The organism is Mycolicibacter sinensis (assembly GCF_001667945.1).
Classification (GTDB): Bacteria; Actinomycetota; Actinomycetes; order Mycobacteriales; family Mycobacteriaceae; genus Mycobacterium; species Mycobacterium sinense_B.
Map to the genome: position 1 here is coordinate 1 of NZ_LZJK01000096.1, position 17,603 is coordinate 17,603.

General features: G+C 69.7%; 19 protein-coding genes and 1 riboswitch. Of the genes, 13 read left to right on the forward strand and 6 right to left on the reverse strand.

Going from position 1 to position 17,603, the window contains the following annotated elements:
• Positions 1-128: 128 nt before the first annotated feature.
• The 6 genes from A5694_RS13510 to cobM all read left to right on the forward strand — a co-directional run bounded on the left by A5694_RS13510 (position 129) and on the right by cobM (position 4,839).
• Positions 129-611, forward strand: coding sequence for a hypothetical protein (locus A5694_RS13510; RefSeq protein WP_234787924.1), 483 nt, complete (start codon positions 129-131; stop codon positions 609-611).
• Between the two features lie 175 nt (positions 612-786).
• Entirely contained in the window at positions 787-981 is a 195-nt protein-coding gene (locus A5694_RS25285) for a DUF7676 family protein (RefSeq protein ID WP_428844276.1), read from the forward strand.
• A gap of 81 nt (positions 982-1,062) precedes the next feature.
• Positions 1,063-1,911, forward strand: a complete 849-nt coding sequence (locus A5694_RS13515) for a nitrite reductase (RefSeq protein WP_064922348.1) — start codon at positions 1,063-1,065, stop codon at positions 1,909-1,911.
• Positions 1,912-1,919: 8 nt separating this feature from the next.
• Positions 1,920-2,576 (forward strand): precorrin-8X methylmutase, encoded by a 657-nt coding sequence (locus A5694_RS13520; RefSeq protein ID WP_064922349.1) that lies wholly within the window; start codon positions 1,920-1,922, stop codon positions 2,574-2,576.
• A complete protein-coding gene (gene cobJ / locus A5694_RS13525) occupies positions 2,573-4,087 on the forward strand; it encodes a precorrin-3B C(17)-methyltransferase (protein WP_064922350.1) in 1,515 nt (504 codons plus the stop codon). Before A5694_RS13520 ends, cobJ begins: the two co-directional genes overlap by 4 nt.
• A complete protein-coding gene (gene cobM, locus A5694_RS13530; protein ID WP_064922351.1) occupies positions 4,063-4,839 on the forward strand; it encodes a precorrin-4 C(11)-methyltransferase in 777 nt (258 codons plus the stop codon). The genes cobJ and cobM overlap by 25 nt, the downstream gene beginning before the upstream one ends.
• Positions 4,840-4,936: 97 nt before the next feature.
• Here the strand turns inward: cobM and cbiE are convergent, their stop codons facing one another.
• On the reverse strand, positions 4,937-6,148 hold the full coding sequence (gene cbiE / locus A5694_RS13535; RefSeq protein WP_419179745.1) for a precorrin-6y C5,15-methyltransferase (decarboxylating) subunit CbiE: 1,212 nt from the start codon (positions 6,146-6,148) through the stop codon (positions 4,937-4,939).
• A 22-nt stretch (positions 6,149-6,170) separates the two neighbouring features.
• Complete coding sequence (locus tag A5694_RS13540; RefSeq protein ID WP_131809581.1) at positions 6,171-7,988, reverse strand: hypothetical protein; 1,818 nt, start codon at positions 7,986-7,988, stop codon at positions 6,171-6,173.
• Between the two features lie 360 nt (positions 7,989-8,348).
• Here A5694_RS13540 and A5694_RS13545 point away from each other — a divergent pair, with 360 nt between their 5' ends.
• On the forward strand, positions 8,349-9,011 hold the full coding sequence (locus tag A5694_RS13545) for an Abi family protein (RefSeq protein WP_064922354.1): 663 nt from the start codon (positions 8,349-8,351) through the stop codon (positions 9,009-9,011).
• 166 nt (positions 9,012-9,177) lie between these two features.
• Here A5694_RS13545 and A5694_RS13550 read toward each other — a convergent pair whose 3' ends face one another.
• Positions 9,178-9,975 (reverse strand): dienelactone hydrolase family protein, encoded by a 798-nt coding sequence (locus A5694_RS13550; RefSeq protein WP_064922355.1) that lies wholly within the window; start codon positions 9,973-9,975, stop codon positions 9,178-9,180.
• Positions 9,976-9,998: 23 nt separating this feature from the next.
• Positions 9,999-10,125: riboswitch (cobalamin riboswitch) on the forward strand.
• A gap of 20 nt (positions 10,126-10,145) precedes the next feature.
• Here A5694_RS13550 and A5694_RS13555 point away from each other — a divergent pair.
• From A5694_RS13555 to A5694_RS24095, 6 genes are read left to right on the forward strand one after another with little or no spacing between them, the layout of a single operon-like run.
• Complete coding sequence (locus A5694_RS13555) at positions 10,146-12,104, forward strand: magnesium chelatase subunit D family protein (RefSeq protein WP_064922356.1); 1,959 nt, start codon at positions 10,146-10,148, stop codon at positions 12,102-12,104.
• Positions 12,104-12,718 carry a cob(I)yrinic acid a,c-diamide adenosyltransferase gene (cobO, locus tag A5694_RS13560; RefSeq protein ID WP_064922357.1) on the forward strand — a complete coding sequence of 205 codons (615 nt, stop codon included), beginning with the start codon at positions 12,104-12,106 and terminating at the stop codon, positions 12,716-12,718. Before A5694_RS13555 ends, cobO begins: the two co-directional genes overlap by 1 nt.
• A complete protein-coding gene (locus tag A5694_RS13565; protein ID WP_064922358.1) occupies positions 12,712-15,063 on the forward strand; it encodes a cobyrinate a,c-diamide synthase in 2,352 nt (783 codons plus the stop codon). The genes cobO and A5694_RS13565 overlap by 7 nt, the downstream gene beginning before the upstream one ends.
• Positions 15,063-15,977 carry a cobalamin biosynthesis protein gene (locus A5694_RS13570; protein WP_064922359.1) on the forward strand — a complete coding sequence of 305 codons (915 nt, stop codon included), beginning with the start codon at positions 15,063-15,065 and terminating at the stop codon, positions 15,975-15,977. The genes A5694_RS13565 and A5694_RS13570 overlap by 1 nt, the downstream gene beginning before the upstream one ends.
• A gap of 20 nt (positions 15,978-15,997) precedes the next feature.
• Positions 15,998-16,336: a hypothetical protein gene (locus tag A5694_RS13575; RefSeq protein WP_234786352.1), complete on the forward strand. Its 339-nt coding sequence runs from the start codon at positions 15,998-16,000 to the stop codon at positions 16,334-16,336.
• Positions 16,314-16,466, forward strand: coding sequence for a hypothetical protein (locus tag A5694_RS24095; protein ID WP_165604295.1), 153 nt, complete (start codon positions 16,314-16,316; stop codon positions 16,464-16,466). The genes A5694_RS13575 and A5694_RS24095 overlap by 23 nt, the downstream gene beginning before the upstream one ends.
• 7 nt (positions 16,467-16,473) lie before the next feature.
• Here the strand turns inward: A5694_RS24095 and A5694_RS13580 are convergent, their stop codons facing one another.
• Genes A5694_RS13580 through A5694_RS13590 form a run of 3 tightly spaced genes read right to left on the reverse strand, consistent with a single transcriptional unit; the run spans position 16,474 to position 17,578 of the window.
• The gene (locus tag A5694_RS13580) at positions 16,474-16,839 is read right to left on the reverse strand and encodes a hypothetical protein (protein WP_064922360.1); all 366 of its coding nucleotides are present in this window, start codon (positions 16,837-16,839) and stop codon (positions 16,474-16,476) included.
• An 11-nt stretch (positions 16,840-16,850) separates the two neighbouring features.
• Complete coding sequence (locus tag A5694_RS13585; RefSeq protein ID WP_064922380.1) at positions 16,851-17,273, reverse strand: nitroreductase family deazaflavin-dependent oxidoreductase; 423 nt, start codon at positions 17,271-17,273, stop codon at positions 16,851-16,853.
• A 14-nt stretch (positions 17,274-17,287) separates the two neighbouring features.
• On the reverse strand, positions 17,288-17,578 hold the full coding sequence (locus A5694_RS13590; protein ID WP_064922361.1) for an antibiotic biosynthesis monooxygenase family protein: 291 nt from the start codon (positions 17,576-17,578) through the stop codon (positions 17,288-17,290).
• Between the last annotated feature and the right edge of the window lie 25 nt (positions 17,579-17,603).

Here is a 17,603-nt window from a genome sequence, read left to right on the forward strand (position 1 = left end):
CTGCCGATAGAAAATTTTCCGATCATCACGGGTTGTGCGGAATATGATCTGGGCTTAGCGTGACAACGAGGCCCCGGTGGGCGGGGGCGGTAAGGTTTCGGCGAGCCCGAGAGGTCATGTAGCCCGCAGTGTCAGCCCTTCCCAGCGCCAACCACCGCACCCGTGCCGACCGGTGCCCGGGCGTGCTGCGCCCGTGGCCGGCTGAGGACGGGCTGCTGGCGCGGCTGCGGCTGGTCGGTGGCCGGCTTTCGGCGGCCTCGCTGGCGCGACTGCTCGACGCCAGCGCCGAGTTCTCCGACGGCTCCGTTCACCTGACCACCCGGGCCAACCTGCAACTGCGGGGCCTGCCCGGGCGCGACGGGCGCCTCGATCCGGCTGTCGTGGCCGCCATCGAAGCCACCGGGCTGCTACCGTCACGCAGCCACGAGCTGATCCGCAACATCCTGGTCTCCCCGCAGACCGGACATGCCGGCGGGCGCGTCGACCTACGCCCGGTGGCGGAGCGGCTCGACGCGCTGCTCTGCGCCGACTCGCGGCTGGCCCGGTTGCCGGGACGCTTCCTGTTCGTCCTCGACGACGGCCGCGGCCCCGCTGACCGAGAAAACCGCTGATTCCCGCCGGTTCAGCAGTACGCTCCAGCAGCGCCAAACAGGCCGCCGACCGGGTAACGCGGCGTGGCGACTCAAGCTGGCCGGTGTGGCTGCAATGCGCTGTCGACCGGACAGCAGAGGTGGCTCGACATGACTCAGGCCGTTATCGCCGAACCAGCCGTCGTCGAAGCCGGAGATCTGGTTCGGCACCATCCTCCACGGCGCCGCTTGGGAAGTGGTTGCGCCGAATGCGCCCGAGCGGATGTCGGTGGCGGACGGCTACGCCACCGTCGACTTCGGTCGCTGGCATTTCCACTTGCGCATCGGCAATCACATTGGGGCGACTGCCGATAGAAAATTTTCCGATCATCACGGGTTGTGCGGAATATGATCTGGGCTTAGCGTGACAACGAGGCCGCGGTGGGCGGGGGCGGTAAGGTTTCGGCGAGCCCGAGAGGTCATGTAGCCCGCAGTGTCAGCCCTTCCCAGCGCCAACCACCGCACCCGTGCCGACCGGTGCCCGGGCGTGCTGCGCCCGTGGCCGGCTGAGGACGGGCTGCTGGCGCGGCTGCGGCTGGTCGGTGGCCGGCTTTCGGCGGCCTCGCTGGCGCGACTGCTCGACGCCAGCGCCGAGTTCTCCGACGGCTCCGTTCACCTGACCACCCGGGCCAACCTGCAACTGCGGGGCCTGCCCGGGCGCGACGGGCGCCTCGATCCGGCTGTCGTGGCCGCCATCGAAGCCACCGGGCTGCTACCGTCACGCAGCCACGAGCTGATCCGCAACATCCTGGTCTCCCCGCAGACCGGACATGCCGGCGGGCGCGTCGACCTACGCCCGGTGGCGGAGCGGCTCGACGCGCTGCTCTGCGCCGACTCGCGGCTGGCCCGGTTGCCGGGACGCTTCCTGTTCGTCCTCGACGACGGCCGCGGCGACCTGATCGACCGGACCGCCGACACCGGCCTGGTGGCGCTCAGCGACACCGAAGCACAGCTGCGGGTCGGGGAGAGCTGGGGCGCCGTGCTCAACCTCGCCGACGCCGCCGAACGGGTGGCCGCGGTGGCGGCGGCGTTCCAGGCCGCCCGCGGCGACGGACCCGACGCCCCCTGGCATATCCGGGAACTTTCCGGCCCGCTTGCGCCTGCCGTCACGGCCGACGCCCGCCTGCCCGGACCGTCGGGTCCGCTACCCTACGGTCCGGTGCCTGGCGGCACCCATGTGCCGGTGCCTGACGGGGTGTTGACAGCCGCATTCGGACGCACCCTGCTGGATGCCGCCGAGCTCGTCGTGACCCCGTGGCACGGCATCTTCGTCCCTGCGTAGGAGTTGGCTTGAACAGACCCACCAAGCGCTACGACTACCTCGACGACGGCCCGGCCATCTACGTCGAATCGTTCGCCACCATCCGCCGCGAGTCCGACCTGTCGCATATCCCGGCGAGTGCGGAGCGGCTCGCGGTGCGGATGATCCACGGCGCCGGGCAGACCGACGTCGCCAAGGAACTGCTGATCCACCCCGAGGCGGTGCCCGCCGGCCGCGCCGCCCTCGACGCCGGCGCACCGATCCTCTGCGATGCCCGGATGGTGGCGGTCGGGGTGACCGCCGGGCGGCTGCCCGCCGGCAACGCGGTGCGCTGCTACCTGCGCGACGAACGGGTGCCCGAGCTGGCCCGCAAGTGGGGCACCACCCGTTCGGCGGCGGCGGTCTCCTTGTGGGAGCCGGAGCTCGCCGGTGCCGTCGTCGCGATCGGCAACGCCCCCACCGCGCTGTTCCATCTGCTGGAGCTGATCCTCGACGGGGGGCCGCGCCCCGCGGTGATCGTCGGCTGCCCGGTGGGGTTCATCGGCGCCGCCGAGTCCAAGGAGGCGTTGGCCGCACTGCACGCCGAGCACGGCATCGACATCCCGTTCGTGACGGTGCGCGGCCGGCGCGGCGGCTCGGCGATCACCTCCTCGGCGTTGAACGCCCTCGCCTCGGATGCCGAATGACCGGCACGTTCTACGGGGTGGGCCTCGGGCCCGGTGACCCGGAGCTGATCACCCGCAAGGCCGCGCGGATCATCGCCGACGCCGACGTGGTGGCCTATCACGCCGGGGTCAACAAGGCGTCGTATGCGCGCACCATCGCCGCTGATCTGATCCGTCCCGGCGTTCTCGAGGAGGAGCTGCGCTACCCGGTCACCACCGGCGTCACCGACCACCCCGGCGGCTACGCCGGAGCGCTCGCCGACTTCTACGAGGCCTCGGCGGCACGGCTGGCCGCCCACCTGGATGCGGGCCGCACGGTCGCGCTGCTGACCGAGGGCGATCCGCTGTTCTACGGCTCGTTCATGTACATGCACGACCGGCTGTCGACGCGCTTCGACACCGAGATCATCCCCGGCGTGCCGGCGTTCAGCGCCGCCACCGCCGCACTCGGGATGCCGTTGGTGCGCCAGACCGACGTGCTGACCGTGCTGCCGGGCACTCTGGCCGAGCACGAGCTGGCGATGCGGCTGGCCGACACTGACGGCGCGATCATCATGAAGCTGGGCCGCACCTTCCCGGCCGTGCGCCGCGCGCTGGCCGCCGCCGGCCGGTTGGAGCACGCCTACTACGTCGAACGGGCCAGCCATCCGCAACAGCGCTGGCTGCCGGTTGCCGCCATGGGCGAGGCCGACGAGGTGCCGTATCTGTCGCTGATCGTGGTCGACGGGGATTCCCGCAACGGGCAGCGGTCCCGGACGCCGGCCGATGCGGTCCCGGCCGTTGTCGAGCCGGTCGCCGAGCCGGCCGAGTTGCTGGTGATCGGGCTGGGCCCGGGGCCCGGCGAGTGGCTGACCGGCGAGGCGGTCGCGGCACTGGCCACCGTCGACCACGTGGTGGGCTATGGCCCCTACCTCGCGCGGATCCCGCAGCGAGCCGGGTTGCAGCGGCACTCCTCGGGCAACACCGTCGAGCTGGATCGGGCCCGCTTCGCGCTGGATCTGGCGGCCCGCGGTGAGAAGGTGGCGGTGGTCTCCGGCGGGGACGCCGGGGTCTTCGGTATGGCCGCCGCCGTGTTCGAAGCGGCCTCCGATGAGCAATACCAGCATGTTTCGGTGCGGGTCCTGCCCGGCGTGTCGGCGGTGCAGGCGGTGGCCGCGGCGGCCGGCGCTCCGATCGGGGCCGACTTCGCGGTGCTGAGCCTGTCGGACCGGCTCAAGCCGTGGGAGGTGATCGAGGCGCGGCTGGCCGCGATCGCGCAGGCCGATCTGGTGCTGGCGATCTACAACCCGGCCTCGCGGGCAAGACCCGACCAGATCGCGATGGCCCGCAAAGTGCTGCTGGAGCACCGCGCCCCGCAGACCGTGGTGGTGGTCGGCCGCGACGTCGGCCGGGAGTCCGAGGCGCTCACGGTCACCACGCTGGGTGAGCTGGACACCGACGCGATCGACATGAAATGCCTTGTCCTGGTGGGGGCGTCGTCGACGCGGGTGGCGTCGTCGGGCCGGGTATGGACCCCGCGGTGGGTGCGGTGACGGTGCGGTTCGTCGGCGCCGGACCGGGCGCCGCGGATCTGCTGACGGTGCGGGCGACACGCCTGCTGGCCGACGCCGAGGTGGTGCTCTACCCGGGCAGCTACCTGGATCCGCAGGTACTCGAAGAGTGCTGCGGCACAGCAGAACTCGTCGACACCGCCGATCTGGACCTGGACTCGATCGTGAACCGGCTGATCACCGCCTCCCGGGCGGGCCGGCGGGTGGTGCGGCTGGTGTCGGGTGATCCGTCGCTCTACAGCGCGGTCTTCGAGCAGACCCGCCGGCTCGATGCCGCCGGGGTGCCGTGGGAGATCACGCCCGGAGTGCCGGCCTATGCGGCAGCGGCCGCGGCGGTCGGGCGTGAGCTCACGGTGCCGCTGGTGACGCAGTCGGTGGTGCTGACCCGGGCGCAAGCCGCCTCCACCGCGATGCCGGAGTCCGAATCACTGGCTGCGTTCGCCGCGACCGGGGCCAGCCTGGTGCTGCACCTGGCGATCACCCGGACCCGAGAACTGATGAGCCAGCTGGAATCCGACTACGGTGCGGACTGCCCGGTCGCGGTGGTCTACCGCGCGTCACAGCCCGACGAACTGGTGCTGCGCGGCACCGTCGCCGACATCGCCGATGCCGTCGAGGCGGCGGGATTGCGTTCGGCCGCAGTCATTCTGGTGGGCCGAGCGGTTGCCGACCTGCCCGACCCGTGTGCCGGGGAGAGCCACCTCTACGACCCGGCGCGGGACCGGGGACTCTAGTCGCAAGACACTGACCCGCCGAACGTGTAACCACTGCGAAAAATCTCGCGGAAACTCGCAATGGTTACACGTTCGGCGGGCAGGCTGTTCTTCGTCGTCAAGCGGGCAGGGTTAGCGCCCACTGGGTGACCGCGCGGGCGGGCCGCCAGCCGGTCAAAGCACCGAGCGGGGCAGCGTGTTCGACCTGGATACGGGTCAGCTCGCCGCCGCGCTCGGCGTAGGCCAGGGCCAGCTGCGCCTCGGTTTCCAGCGTGACGGCGTGGGCGACCAGTCGCCCGCCGGGCCGCAGCGCGACCAGGCAGGCGTCGAGCACCCCGGGCCGGCTCAGCCCGCCCCCGATGAAGATGGCGTCCGGTGTAGGTAGCCCTGCCAGCGCCGTCGGGGCCTCGGCGCATACCACCTGCAGCGCGGGCACCCCGAGGTTGGCCGCGTTGCCCGAGATACGCTGCGCCCTAGCCGAGTTGGCTTCGATGGCGATGGCCCGGCAACTCGGGTGGGCGCGCATCCACTCGATACCGATCGAGCCGGCACCCGCGCCGACATCCCACAGCAGCTGTCCCGGCGCCGGGGCCAGGCGTGCCAGCGCGGAGGCCCGCAGGTCGCGTTTGGTGAGCTGCCCGTCGTGGTCGTAGGCGTCATCGGGCAGGCCGGGCGCCCAGCCGGTCAGCAGCGGACCGGCCAGCTCCAGGGCGGCGATGTTGAGCCGCGGGGCCGGTCCGGTGAACGTGGCCGCAGTGGAGTCCAGCGTGGATTCGCCCGCCCCGCCCAGGTCGCCGAGCACCACCATCCGGCTTGCCCCGTAGCCACGGTCTACGAGTAGGGCCGCCAGCTGCCGGGGGATGGTCTCATCGGCGGAGAGCACCAGCACCCGCCGGCCCGGCGCCAACTCGCGCAGCACCGCATGGACATCGCCAGCCCGGACGACCGCCGCCGACTCGGCCGGCCAGCCCAACCGGGCCCGGGCCAGGGCCACCGAGGAAACGGCCGGGATCACGGTGACCTTGTCGGTACCGAACAGCTCGATCAGGGTGTTGCCCACACCGGACAGCAGGGGATCGCCGGAGGCCAGCGCGACCACCCGTTGGCCGGCCAGGCCGTCGAACAGCGCGGGCAGCCCGGCGCGCAGCGGTGAGGGCCAACTGTGCCGCTGCTGCCCGGTTGATTCCGGCAGCATCGCCAGCTGCCGCGGCGCGCCGACCACGGCGTCGGCGGCCATGATTGCCGCCCGCGCAGCCTCGGTCACCCCGTCCCACCCGTCGGCGCCGATACCGATGACCGTGATGCGATCCGGTACGAACACGGCACCGATGCTAACGGGAGAAGAACCCAACTTATCCGGGCAGCACCGCAGGCTCACTGCTGTGACTGTGGATCTCAGTCCCGTCCCCGTTGATGGCGGTCGCTTGCCCGAGCCGTTTATCGATGAGGAACCGCAGCAGCTTTCGGATCACAGTCAACGCGGCGTGCAGCTGTTTGATCCGTGGGCAGCCAGGGTCGCTGAACGGTTCGAGCCGGTTGAGTTCAGCGGCGATCTGGGTCTCCAGGAGGGTGAGCTGACCCCACAGTTGGGTGTCCTCGGGTAGCTGAAGTAATTGATGGGCCCGTGCGGCGGCAACCCGGAGCGTGAGTTGGGTGACGTTGAGCATCACTCGTTCCGGGCTGGTGTCGTTGAATGCCGCCCCAGCTGCCAGGCCGGCACCGCTGGCAGCGAGCCCACCGAGGGTGGCCAGTCCGCCGATCATCCCCCCTGGGCCGAATGCCGCCAACCCACCGGTGATCGCAGCAGCCCCGAAGGCCGATGCAAGGGCTGCCATGGCCAGGCCGACCGGACCGGCGGCCAGTAGCGCCAGTCCTGCAGCGGCGATTCCGATCCGGCCCCAAGGGAGTCCGCCACTGCGGTTGAGTGCAGCTTCAACATCCTCTAGAGCGCTGATGATCTGCACCCGGTGCTTACGCGGCATGCCCAGGGCCAGGAGCATGTCACCGATGGCCTCCTTCTGCGCATCGCCGGTGTCGATCTCATACGGCTCGATGAAATTCGTCGCCGCCAGGGAGACCAGCATGCTGACCACATCACGCAGGTCGAACCGTTCCGGCAGCGGCGGAACCTTTCCGTCGATGACGTCGTACCACTCTGACGGCAGCGGAACGCTGTTCCGCGCTATCTGTTCTGCTTGAGCGGCCAGGTCATCCTGAATCAGCTTCAAGGCATCCATATAGCGGGTCCTGCGTTCCTCATCTTTGATGTGCTTGCCGACGGCGTGAGCGAACCGGAGCCTGACCAGGGTCGCCAGGTCCTTGTCACTCAGTCGGATCGCCAAGTCGTATCTTGCGGGAACCGGTTCCTTGGACGGATAGAGAACCTGGGCCACGAGCTTGGTGACGACTGGGTCTCTGAGGTATTCCTCCGCGCCATGTACGAGGAACCCGGCCGCGTTCAGCGCGAAGTCCTGTGCGCCCGGGAATACCGAGGCCAGCCCTCGCCCGCTGGTGACGATGTCGCGGTGGTTGAAGATGTTCGTCCAGTCATCGACCCGCGCGTACGGGAACTTCTTCAACAACCGTTCCCTGCCCCGGTAGAGCGATGGGCTATTGGCTGGGCTGCCAGCGGTGATGAACCGGCGTACATGTAGCTTCTCGGGCAGGTGATCAAGCAGGTCGATCGCGATCACGCTGCCCAGGCTGTGGCCGATGAGGATGATTTCCCTCCGCACCGGGAGCTGATCGAGGATGCACCGCAGAACCGCGCCCCGGACGCCCTCGTTGTTCACGTAATTCTCGACGTAGTCGAGGTCCATCATTCGGAGCCGTTGAACACCGAGGTCGACGGCGACGTCCATCCACGGCTTGGGGAACTTGTTGAAGCCGAACCCCGCAGCGGTGTCTTCTCGCTGGATGAATCGCTGCACCGCGGCCTGGCGACGCTCAAACTCCCGCCGACTCTTCCGGTCGTCTTTGGGTCGGTACGTCACGTCGGGTATCTTCGCCGAAATACCCTTGGTGGCCAGGATCGACGCGTATGAGGGCGCTATGACGTCCCGTTCATCAATCGGTAGATGTCCAGCTGCTTGTAGTCCTTGGTTGAGGCCCCGCAACCAACTCTTATTGGGGTCGCCGTCGCCGATACCGTGCAGGAAGACAATCTTCATGGACTAGTTCTTACGGCAATGGTCCGACATTCCGTACCGCCGGGGGCGGTCTCTACCGAGTTGGTCCGGCCATACGCAGTGCCTCGAAGGTGCGCTACGAGGTGATCCACGATCCTGGGCAGTTCTTTGTCCTCCTAGCCTCAGCCCGAATGCCGGTCAACAGCCGGCCCGATGTGGGATAGTCACCGTGCCGTGACACAGAGATGCCGATCGCGCGGGGGCATCACGATTGCCGCCGCGGGGAAAGTCGGAGGCTACCTCCGGAAAGACAGAACCCCGGCCGTTTGATCGGCCCTCCGGGGAGGACTACAGGGACGGTTCCGGGGTGTTCGGCTTCGATAGTACAGATAGAAGGGTTTCGTGGGCAATTGGGCGTTCTACGACCACCACTTCGGTCCGGCACGTCTTGGCCACTACCTGGCCTTCACGGGTGGTGACAAATCGCGGGCGATGGAACTCTACCGTTGGAACACCGCCGTGTCAGCCGCATTCTGGGAGTCATTCGCCTACTTCGAAGTGGCATTTCGCAACGCCGTCGACCGCCGCATGTCCCAACGGCACACGCAACTCGGACGCAGCGGGCACTGGATCTTCGATGACGCCTGTGAACTCGGGCGAGATGCGGGTGGGTTGGGAAGGCATCGTCGACCCTATGTCGACGTCGATGAAGCCAAGCGTCGTGTCCGGAGGAACCGGAAGAGCCTGAACTCCGGCCAGATTATCTCCGAGCTATCGTTCGGATTCTGGCATCAGATGGTGTCTAAAAAGCAGACGTTTCTGTGGCCGGACCTCGTGTCGGCGTTTCCTCACGCCCCGAACCGGAATCTGGGAACCATCCATGACCCGATAAGCCGTCTCCGTGAGTTTCGCAATCGGATCGGCCATCATCACCGTGTCTGGTCCGAAGATATCGCAGGCCGGTACGCAGATCTGCTCGGCGTTTCGGGTTTTCTCGATCCCGCGCTCCGCACCTTCATCGACGGGCACAGCCGTGTCCCCACGATGCTTGCCCACCGGCCGTGAAGAGCACCGACACTCTGTCGTCACCCCATGTTGGCGTGGAGGGCTGATTCATTAACGGACTAATTCCGGATTCATCATCGGTTGGTCGTGGGTTCGAGCCCCGCCCGCCCTACGACGGTGCTGTATGGGAAACATCGACAAGCTCTCGGGACCGAGGTGCGCTCCGTTACCTCAACCGCTCGGTGAGGAACTGCACCACGCGCTTGCGCGCCTCGTAGGCCGGGTGGCCGTCGATTTCGCGGACCTGGTCGGTGAGCACCGAGTGCGCCATCCGGGACAGCCCATGCGGATTGCCCGGCGACGAATCGATCTCGATCACCTCGAACGCGTCGCCCAGCCGCGCCTTCAGCGTCGCGAAGCGATCCCCCGGGGCCATCTTGTCCTCACTGAACCGCAGGCCGAGCGCGCACAGCCCGTCGTTGGCGGCGCGGTCGGCGACCACACCCAGCTCGACCTCGGAGAGCCCCGGGTCGCGGCGCTGTTTCAACGTCAGCGGAAGCGGCACCGACGGCTGGCTGAGCACCGGCGCCAGCACGGCGTCATCGACCGCGGCGGCCAGCGCGAAACCGCCGGTGAAGCACTGGCCGATCACCCCGACGCCCTTGCCCGGCGTCGTCTCGTTGAGGTCACGGGCCAGCGCCCGCAGAAACTGGGTGACCGGGCGCTGCTTGCCGGTGGCGAACGCGGCGAACTCCCGCGTCACGCAGGCCCGCGCGATGGTGCTCAGCGCGTAGCCGGGCGTGATCGCCTTACCGGGCTCGCCGAACAAGGAGGGAATGGCGACGGTGAATCCGTTGTCCATCAAGTGATTTCCCAAACCCAGCACCCCGGGGTGCAGACCCGGGATCTCGGGGATCAGCACCACCCCGGGGCCCTCGCCCTTACGGTACACGTCGTGGGTGAAACCGCCACCGGTGAACGGTGCCGGGGTCCATCCGGTCAGGTCTGCTTCGGGTGCGGTCATCTGTGGGTGTCCTTTCGGTTGGTGTTAGGGTATCGGCGCGAAGTGCCAGGGAAGTCGGTGTGACTCCGACACAGGCCCGCTACGGTGTTCCGCGGCGCATTTCGGTGCGTCGCGGTCAGTCCGAATACCGGCTTCGCGTTGCCAACACCGGCATCACGAGCGGAGCCTCAATGCAACAGCTCTACCCCTTCCCCGCCGTCCTCGGCGGCGACCCGGACGCCCCGGGCGGCCTCGACGACATGGCGCTGGCGCTCGTCCTGAGCGCGATCTCCCCCGGCATCGGTGGGGTGCTCATCCGCGGCGAGAAGGGCACCGCCAAGTCGACGCTGGTCCGGGCGCTGACCCAGGTGCTCCCCGCCATCGACGTGGTCGCCGACGACCGGTTCTCCTCCGATCCCGCCGAGGCCAACCCGCTCTCCCCCGACGGCCCGTTCCCCGCCGACGCCCCCGTGCAGACCCGCCCGGTGCGGCTGGTGGAGCTGCCGGTCGGCGCCACCGAGGACCGGGTGGTGGGGTCGATCCACCTGGAGCGGGCGCTGGGCGCCGGCGTAGTGGAGTTCGAGCCCGGCCTGCTGGCCCGGGCCAACCGCGGCATCCTCTACGTCGACGAGGTCAACCTGCTCGCCGACCACCTGGTGGACCTGCTGCTGGATGCGGCTGCCATGGGACGACTGACGGTCGAACGCGACGGCGTCTCGGTCACCCACGCGGCGCGTTTCGTGATCGTCGGGACGATGAATCCCGAGGAGGGCGAGTTGCGCCCGCAACTGCTGGATCGGTTCGGGTTGACCGTGGAGGTCGCCGCGCCGCGTGATCCGGCGGTGCGTGCCGAAGCGGTACGCCGCCGGCTGGCCTTCGACGCCGACCCGGAGGGTTTCGCAGCGGGGTACGCCGCCGCCGAGGAACGGTTGCGCACGCGGATCCGTGCTGCGCAGCAGTTGCTTTCGCACGTGCAGCTCACCGACGCCGCACTGGTCAAGATCGGCGAGATCTGCGCGGCGTTCGACGTGGACGGCCTGCGCGGCGACATCGTCTGTGCCCGCACCGCGGTCGCCCATGCGGCATGGCAGGGCCGCGACGCGGTCAACATCGAAGATCTGCGGGTCGCCGCCCGGTTGGCGCTGCCGCATCGCCGGCGGCGCAAGCCGTTTGACGCCCCCGGCTTCGACGAGGCCGAACTCGACGAGTTGCTGCCGCCGGAGGATCCTGAACCCGACCCGGACCCCGAGGGCCCCGAACCCGATGGCGGCCACACCGCCCCAGCCGGCCCGAACGGTCCGGCGCCGAACAAAGCCGACAGCACCTCGACCGTCGGCGCAGATACCCCTTACCGGGCACGGCTTTTCACCGTCGACGGGGTGGGTGCCGGGCGCGCCGGACGGCGCAGCCGGGCCCGCACCAGCTCCGGGCGCCGCGTGGGCGCCACCGCCGCCGGCACCACCGGGGGGCTCCACCTGTTCGAGACAGTGCGGGCCGCCGCCCCGCATCAGGGCAGCCGCGGCCGGGTGGGTGGGCCGATGGTGCTGCAGGCCAACGACCTTCGCCGCGCCGTGCGGGAGGGCCGCGAGGCGAACCTGGTGCTGTTCGTAGTCGACACCTCCGGGTCGATGGCCGCCGCCGAGCGGATGCGGCATGTCAAGACCGCGATCCTGTCCCTGCTGCTGGACGCCTACCGCCGCCGGGACCGGGTCGCGGTGGTGACGTTTCGCGACACGCATGCCGAGGTGGCGCTGCCCGCGACCGGGTCGGTGGAGATCGCCGCGGCGCGCCTCGAGCAGTTGCCCGCCGGTGGCCGCACGCCGCTGGCGGAAGGGCTGCTGCAAGCCGCCGAGGTGATCCGCCGCGAACGGCTACGCGAGCCGGCCTGCCGTCCGCTGCTGGTGGTGCTCACCGACGGCCGGGCCACCGCCGGTATCAACCCTGTCGAACGGTCCCGCCAGGCCGCTCTTGCGCTTGCCGCCCAAGGTTTTTCGACGGTCGTCGTGGACTGTGAGAGCGGCCGGATGCGGCTCGGGTTGGCGCGCACACTGGCTGAGCATCTGCGGGCCGAATACGTTCCGCTGCCGCAGCTCAGTGCCGAGGCGCTGGCCGACATCGTCCGGGACGCCACCGGAAAGGGAGCCGCCTGATGCCGCAAGGACAACCGCTGACGGTGCCCGACGACAACCTGACCACCCGGCAGCGCCGCAACCGGCCGCTGCTGATGGTGCACACCGGCGACGGCAAGGGCAAGTCCACCGCGGCGTTCGGGATGGCGCTGCGCGGTTGGAATCAGGGCTTTCGGATCGGGGTGTTCCAGTTCGTGAAGTCCGCGAAATGGCGGGTCGGCGAGCAGGCGGTGCTGGAGCGGCTCGGCACCCTGCACGACGAGACCGGTGTGGGCGGCCCGGTGCAGTGGCACAAGATGGGCTCGGGCTGGTCGTGGAGCCGCAAGTCCGGCAGCACCGAGGACCACGCCGGCGACGCGCTGGCCGGCTGGACCGAGATCAAACGCCGTCTCGCCGAGCAGACCCACGACCTGTACGTGCTCGACGAGTTCACCTACCCGATCAACTGGGGCTGGGTGGACATCGACGACGTGGTGACGACCCTGGCCAACCGGCCGGGCCACCAGCATGTGATCATCACCGGCCGCCGCGCTCATCCGCGGCTGGTCGAGATCGCCGACCTGGTCACCGAGATGACCAAGGTCAAGCATCCGATGGACGCCGGCCAGAAGGGCCAGCGCGGGATCGAATGGTAAGTCTCCCCCGCGTCGTTGTCGCCGCGCCCGCATCCGGGCACGGCAAGACCACCGTGGCGGTCGGGCTGATGGCGGCGCTGGCCGCGCGCGGCCTGCAGGTCAGCGGGCACAAGGTCGGCCCGGACTACATCGATCCGGGCTATCACGCGCTGGCCACCGGGCGCCCGGCCCGCAACCTGGACCCGGTGCTGGTCGGTGCGGACCGGATCGTGCCGCTGCTGCTGCACGGTGCCGCCGGCGCGGATATCGCCGTAATCGAAGGCGTGATGGGGCTTTTCGACGGCCGACTCGGTTCTGACGGTGAGGCCTCCACCGCCCACGTCGCGGCGCTGACCGCCTCCCCGGTGGTGCTGGTCGTCGACATCTCGCATGCCGCGCGCACTCACGCGGCGGTGGTGGCGGGGCTGGCTGGTTTCGACCCGGAGGTGCACGTGGCCGGGGTGATCCTCAACCAGGCCGCCAGCGCCCGGCACGCCGACGAGGTCGTCGCTGCCTTGCGCCCGAGCGGTATTCCGCTGCTCGGGGTGCTGCCCCGTGATGCGGGTGTGCAGACCCCGTCGCGGCATCTCGGGCTGGTGCCGGCCGCCGAACGCGACGAGTCCGGTGCCATGCTGGCCAGGCTGGCCGAGCTGATCGAGCAGCATGTCGACCTCGACGCGGTGACGGCCGTGGCGCGCCAGGCACCGGATCTGGTTGGCACCGCGTGGGATCCGGCCGCCGAGGTATGCGCCGCGTCGTCGGCGCGTCCGGTGGTGGCGGTCGCCGGCGGGCGAGCGTTCACGTTCGGCTACACCGAGACGTTCGAACTGCTGCGCGCCGCAGGTTGCGAGGTGGTCTGCTTCGACCCGCTCACCGACTCCCGCCTGCCGGCCGGGACGGCGGGGATCTACCTGGGCGGCGGGTTCCCGGAGGTGTACGCCGGACAGCTTGCCGCCAACACCGCACTGTTGGGTGCACTGCGGGCGGCTATTGCCGCCGGGGTGCCGACCGTCGCCGAATGCGGCGGGTTGGCCTACCTGTGCCGCAGTGTCGGCGAGGCGCCCGGCGTGGGGGCGCTGGCCGGGGCCGCGCAGATGTCGCCGCGGCTGACCCTGGGCTACCGGGATGCCGTCGCACCGGCCGATTCGCTGCTCGCGGAGGCCGGCTTGCGGGTCACCGGGCATGAATTCCACCGCACCCGAGCCACTTTCGAGGAGCCGGTGAGTCCCGCCTGGCAGCTGCCGGACGGCCCGGACGGTGTGGCCGGGCCGCGGCTGCACGCGTCGTATCTGCATATCCACTGGGCCGGGTATCCGCGGCTGGCTCAGCGTTTCGCCGACGCCGTGCATGAGTTCACCGGCCCGGACCTGCACCATCACGGCGATACCGAGGCGCGGCCCGGGCTGGTGGATTTCGCGGTGAACGTCGTCGGCGGGCCGCGCCCGGACTGGCTCGAGGCCGCCCTGCACGCCTCGCTGGATGACGCCTCGGCTTATCCGGATGCGTCCGCCGCCCGTGATGCCCTGGCCGCCCGGCATGGCGTTGGCGCCGATGCAGTGCTGCCCACCGCGGGCGCCTCGGAGGCCTTTGATCTGGTGGCCCGGCTGCGCCGGTGGCGACGGCCGGTGGTGGTCCACCCGCAGTACACCGGGCCGCACGCCGCGCTGATCGCCGCCGGCCACACCGTCGAGACCGTGCTGTGCCGGGCCGACGACGGTTTCGCCCTGCACCCCACCGCGGTGCCCGACGACGCGGACCTCGTCGTCGTCGGCAACCCGACCAACCCGACCGGGGTGCTGCATCCGGCTTCGGTGTTGCTTTCGCTGATGCGGGCCGAGCGGGTGGTTCTGGTTGACGAGGCGTTTCTGGACGCTGTTCCCGGTGAGCCGGAAGGTTTGGCTGGTTCGCCACAGCCGGGTCTGCTGGTGAGCCGCAGCCTGACCAAGCACTGGTCGATTCCCGGGGTGCGGGCGGGGTATCTGGTAGGCGATCCGTCGTTGATCGCCGATGCGGCGCGGCTGCAGATTCCCTGGTCGGTGTCGGCGCCGGCGCTGGCCGCCATGCTGGCCTGCTCTGATGAGCGGGCGCTGGCCGAAAGCGAGTGCCGGGCAGGCCGGTTGGCGCAGTGGCGGGATCAGTTGGGCACGGCACTCAGCGAGCGCGGGGTGCCGTTCGTCGCCGGTGTCGCCCCGTATGTGCTGGCCCGTGTGGGCGCAGGCGTCCATGCGGCGTTGCGGGACAACGGTATCGCGGTGCGGCGGGCCGACACCTTCCCGGGCCTCGACGACAGCTGGGTGCGGATCGCGGCCCGCCCCCCGGAGGTGACGGCTCGGCTGCTGACCGCCCTCGACCGGATTCTGCGGTGATGGCGGCCCGGGCTTTCGGGTTGCTGCTCGGCTACACCGCCGACCGCGCCTGGGCGGATCCGCGCCGACGGCACCCGGTCGCCGGATTCGGGACGTGCGCGCTGGCGTTGGAGCAGCGGCTCTACCGCGACAGCCGCGCCAGCGGTGTCGCCCACACTCTGGTGCTGCTCGCAGGGGTCACCGGGCTGGCCTATGCCACTGAACGCTGCGCCCGAAACCCGTTGGCGCATACCGCGCTGACCGCCCTGGCGACCTGGGCGGTGCTCGGCGGGCGATCCCTGGAGCGGGAGGCGTGCGCGGTGCATGACTTGCTGGCCGCCGGAGACCTTGACCGGGCGCGCGTTCAGGTGCGGAACCTGGTCGGGCGTGACACCGCCGCGCTGGGACCCGACGAGATCGCCCGGGCTGTCGTCGAATCCGTCGCGGAGAACACCTCCGATGCGGTGGTGGCATCCCTTGTGTGGGGTGCAGTGGCGGGGATTCCGGGTCTGGTGGCGCATCGTGCCGTCAACACCCTGGACGCGATGATCGGCCACCGCAACCCTCGCTACGGCCGCTTCGGCTGGGCGGCGGCCCGGCTGGATGACGTGCTGGGCCTGCCGGGCTCCCGGCTGAGCGGAGTCCTGGCCGCCGCCTTGGGGCCGGATTCCCTTGGCGCGCTGCGGGCGTGGCGTCGCGACGCCCGGCATCACCCCAGTCCCAACGCCGGGGTGGTCGAGGCCGCTTTCGCCGGGGCGCTGGGCTTGCAGCTCGGCGGCGTCAACCACTATTACGGCAATCGCCGTGAGGACCGTGCCCTGATGGGACACGGGCGGGCTCCGGTTCCCGCCGACATTCCGCGGGCGGTGCGGCTGGCCCGGCGGGTGGGCGTCGGTGCGGTGGCCGGCGCGGTGATTCTGGGTGCGCGGACGTAACCCGGCTCTAGGCGTTGTTGGTGGGCCTGGCCGGCTTTAGCGTCAGGTTCGTGCCCCCACAATCCTGGGTGACGTTGATCGTCGGCGGTCTGGCGACCGTCGGCGTCGTCGTCACCTGGCAGCAGAAGAACCGGGCCGACCGGCGTAGCGAATGGTGGCGACGCACCACCTGGGCTTTTGAGCGGACGTTCGACCAGAGCAACAGCCAGGCCGGACTCGGCTGGTCCCTGCTGGCCACGCTGATGCGGTCTAAACTGGTGACCGTCGATGACGGCTCTATCGTTCAGGTCATTGCGGAATACGCGGCTTTGGCCGCTGCGGGCAAGGAGGACAGCCATGGCAGCCGAAGACAGGCCTGAGCCCTCGAAACGCCGGGATTACATGTCCGACCTCGATGTCGCCAAGGCAGCCGCCCGAGCCGCTGTGGCCGCCAGCAAGGTCACCGGCCGGCCAGTCGACCCCAGGGTCAAGGAACTCGCGGAGTCCTGAGCGCCGTTCAGTCGTGTGCGATCAGTTCGGCAGCATGGCTTTGCTCGCTGGGCCGGACCTGGCCGGCAGCGGCAGATTTCAGCCGCCAATTCGTCACCAGCCCGTCGGGACCGGTCAGTTCTCCGGCAGCGAGCGCCTCGTCGATGAGGCGCCGGACGCGCGATTCGTCGGCGGCTTCGGCGGCGAACAGGACCCGCAATACCAGGTCGTCGCCGACGACTTGGTTGGCGACGTGGTGCGGCGCAAGCGGGCAGGGCGGCAGGTGATCCCAGCTCCCGCACAGTGCTTGGGCGATGGCACCGCCGGGAGCGTCGGGGCTACCACCGGGGTGCAGCACGACGACCGCGTCATGCGCGTAGGCGCAGCGAGCCATGGGTCGAAATGCTACGTGGTTCTGGTCAGCTCGATGACGGGGATGACCCGATCGGTGCGCTCCCGGTAGGTGGCGAAACCCGGGTAGCGTTCGGCCTGGATGTCGTAGAGCCGGTCGTGTTCTGCGCCGGTGATCTCGGTGGCGGTGACGGGAAAGGTCTCGGTGCCGATCTCGGCCGTGGCCGACGGGTTCGCCCGCAGGTTGTGATACCAGCTGGGATGGCGGTCCTTGCCTTCGTTGGAGGCGAACACGATGATCCGCTCCCCCTCGGGCAGATACATCATCGGGCTGGTGCGCGGCTGCCCGGATTTGGCGCCGGTGGTGGTCAGCAGCAGGACCGGCGCACCCTCGAACGCGCCGCCCAGTTTCCCGCCGTTGCTGCGGAACTCCGCGATGTTGCGGGCATTGAATTCCAGGGTCCGCTTCGCGTCCACGGCCACATCACCCCTTACTCGATTTCGACGAAGTGCTCGATCACCGGCGGGGACTCGTAGAACTCGTGCAGCAGCGCCCGCCACTGCGCAAACTCCGGCGACTTACGAAAACCCTCGGTGTGCGCCTCGACAGTCTCCCACTGCACCAGCAGCAGATAAAGGTTCGGCGACTCGATCGAACGGGACATCGAGATCCCGAGGAAGCCCGGCTGCGCGGCGATCAACGGCCGCGCTTTGGCGAACGCCGCTTCGAACTCGGCCTCGGCGCCGGGGCGGATGGGCAGCACTCCATGCTCGACAATCACGGCTGCCAGTGTGCCGGACGTCCTG

Bases quoted from the DNA above. Each gene is read 5' to 3' on its own strand.
- A5694_RS13570 (WP_064922359.1), top strand. From the start codon at position 15,063: ATGGCGGCCCGGGCTTTCGGGTTGCTGCTCGGCTACACCGCCGACCGC.
- A5694_RS13555 (WP_064922356.1), top strand. From the start codon at position 10,146: ATGCAACAGCTCTACCCCTTCCCCGCCGTCCTCGGCGGCGACCCGGAC.
- cobM (WP_064922351.1), top strand. From the start codon at position 4,063: ATGGACCCCGCGGTGGGTGCGGTGACGGTGCGGTTCGTCGGCGCCGGA.
- A5694_RS13580 (WP_064922360.1), bottom strand. From the start codon at position 16,839: ATGGCTCGCTGCGCCTACGCGCATGACGCGGTCGTCGTGCTGCACCCC.
- A5694_RS13550 (WP_064922355.1), bottom strand. From the start codon at position 9,975: ATGACCGCACCCGAAGCAGACCTGACCGGATGGACCCCGGCACCGTTC.
- A5694_RS24095 (WP_165604295.1), top strand. From the start codon at position 16,314: ATGGCAGCCGAAGACAGGCCTGAGCCCTCGAAACGCCGGGATTACATG.
- A5694_RS13540 (WP_131809581.1), bottom strand. From the start codon at position 7,988: ATGAAGATTGTCTTCCTGCACGGTATCGGCGACGGCGACCCCAATAAG.
- cobJ (WP_064922350.1), top strand. From the start codon at position 2,573: ATGACCGGCACGTTCTACGGGGTGGGCCTCGGGCCCGGTGACCCGGAG.
- cobO (WP_064922357.1), top strand. From the start codon at position 12,104: ATGCCGCAAGGACAACCGCTGACGGTGCCCGACGACAACCTGACCACC.
- A5694_RS13565 (WP_064922358.1), top strand. From the start codon at position 12,712: ATGGTAAGTCTCCCCCGCGTCGTTGTCGCCGCGCCCGCATCCGGGCAC.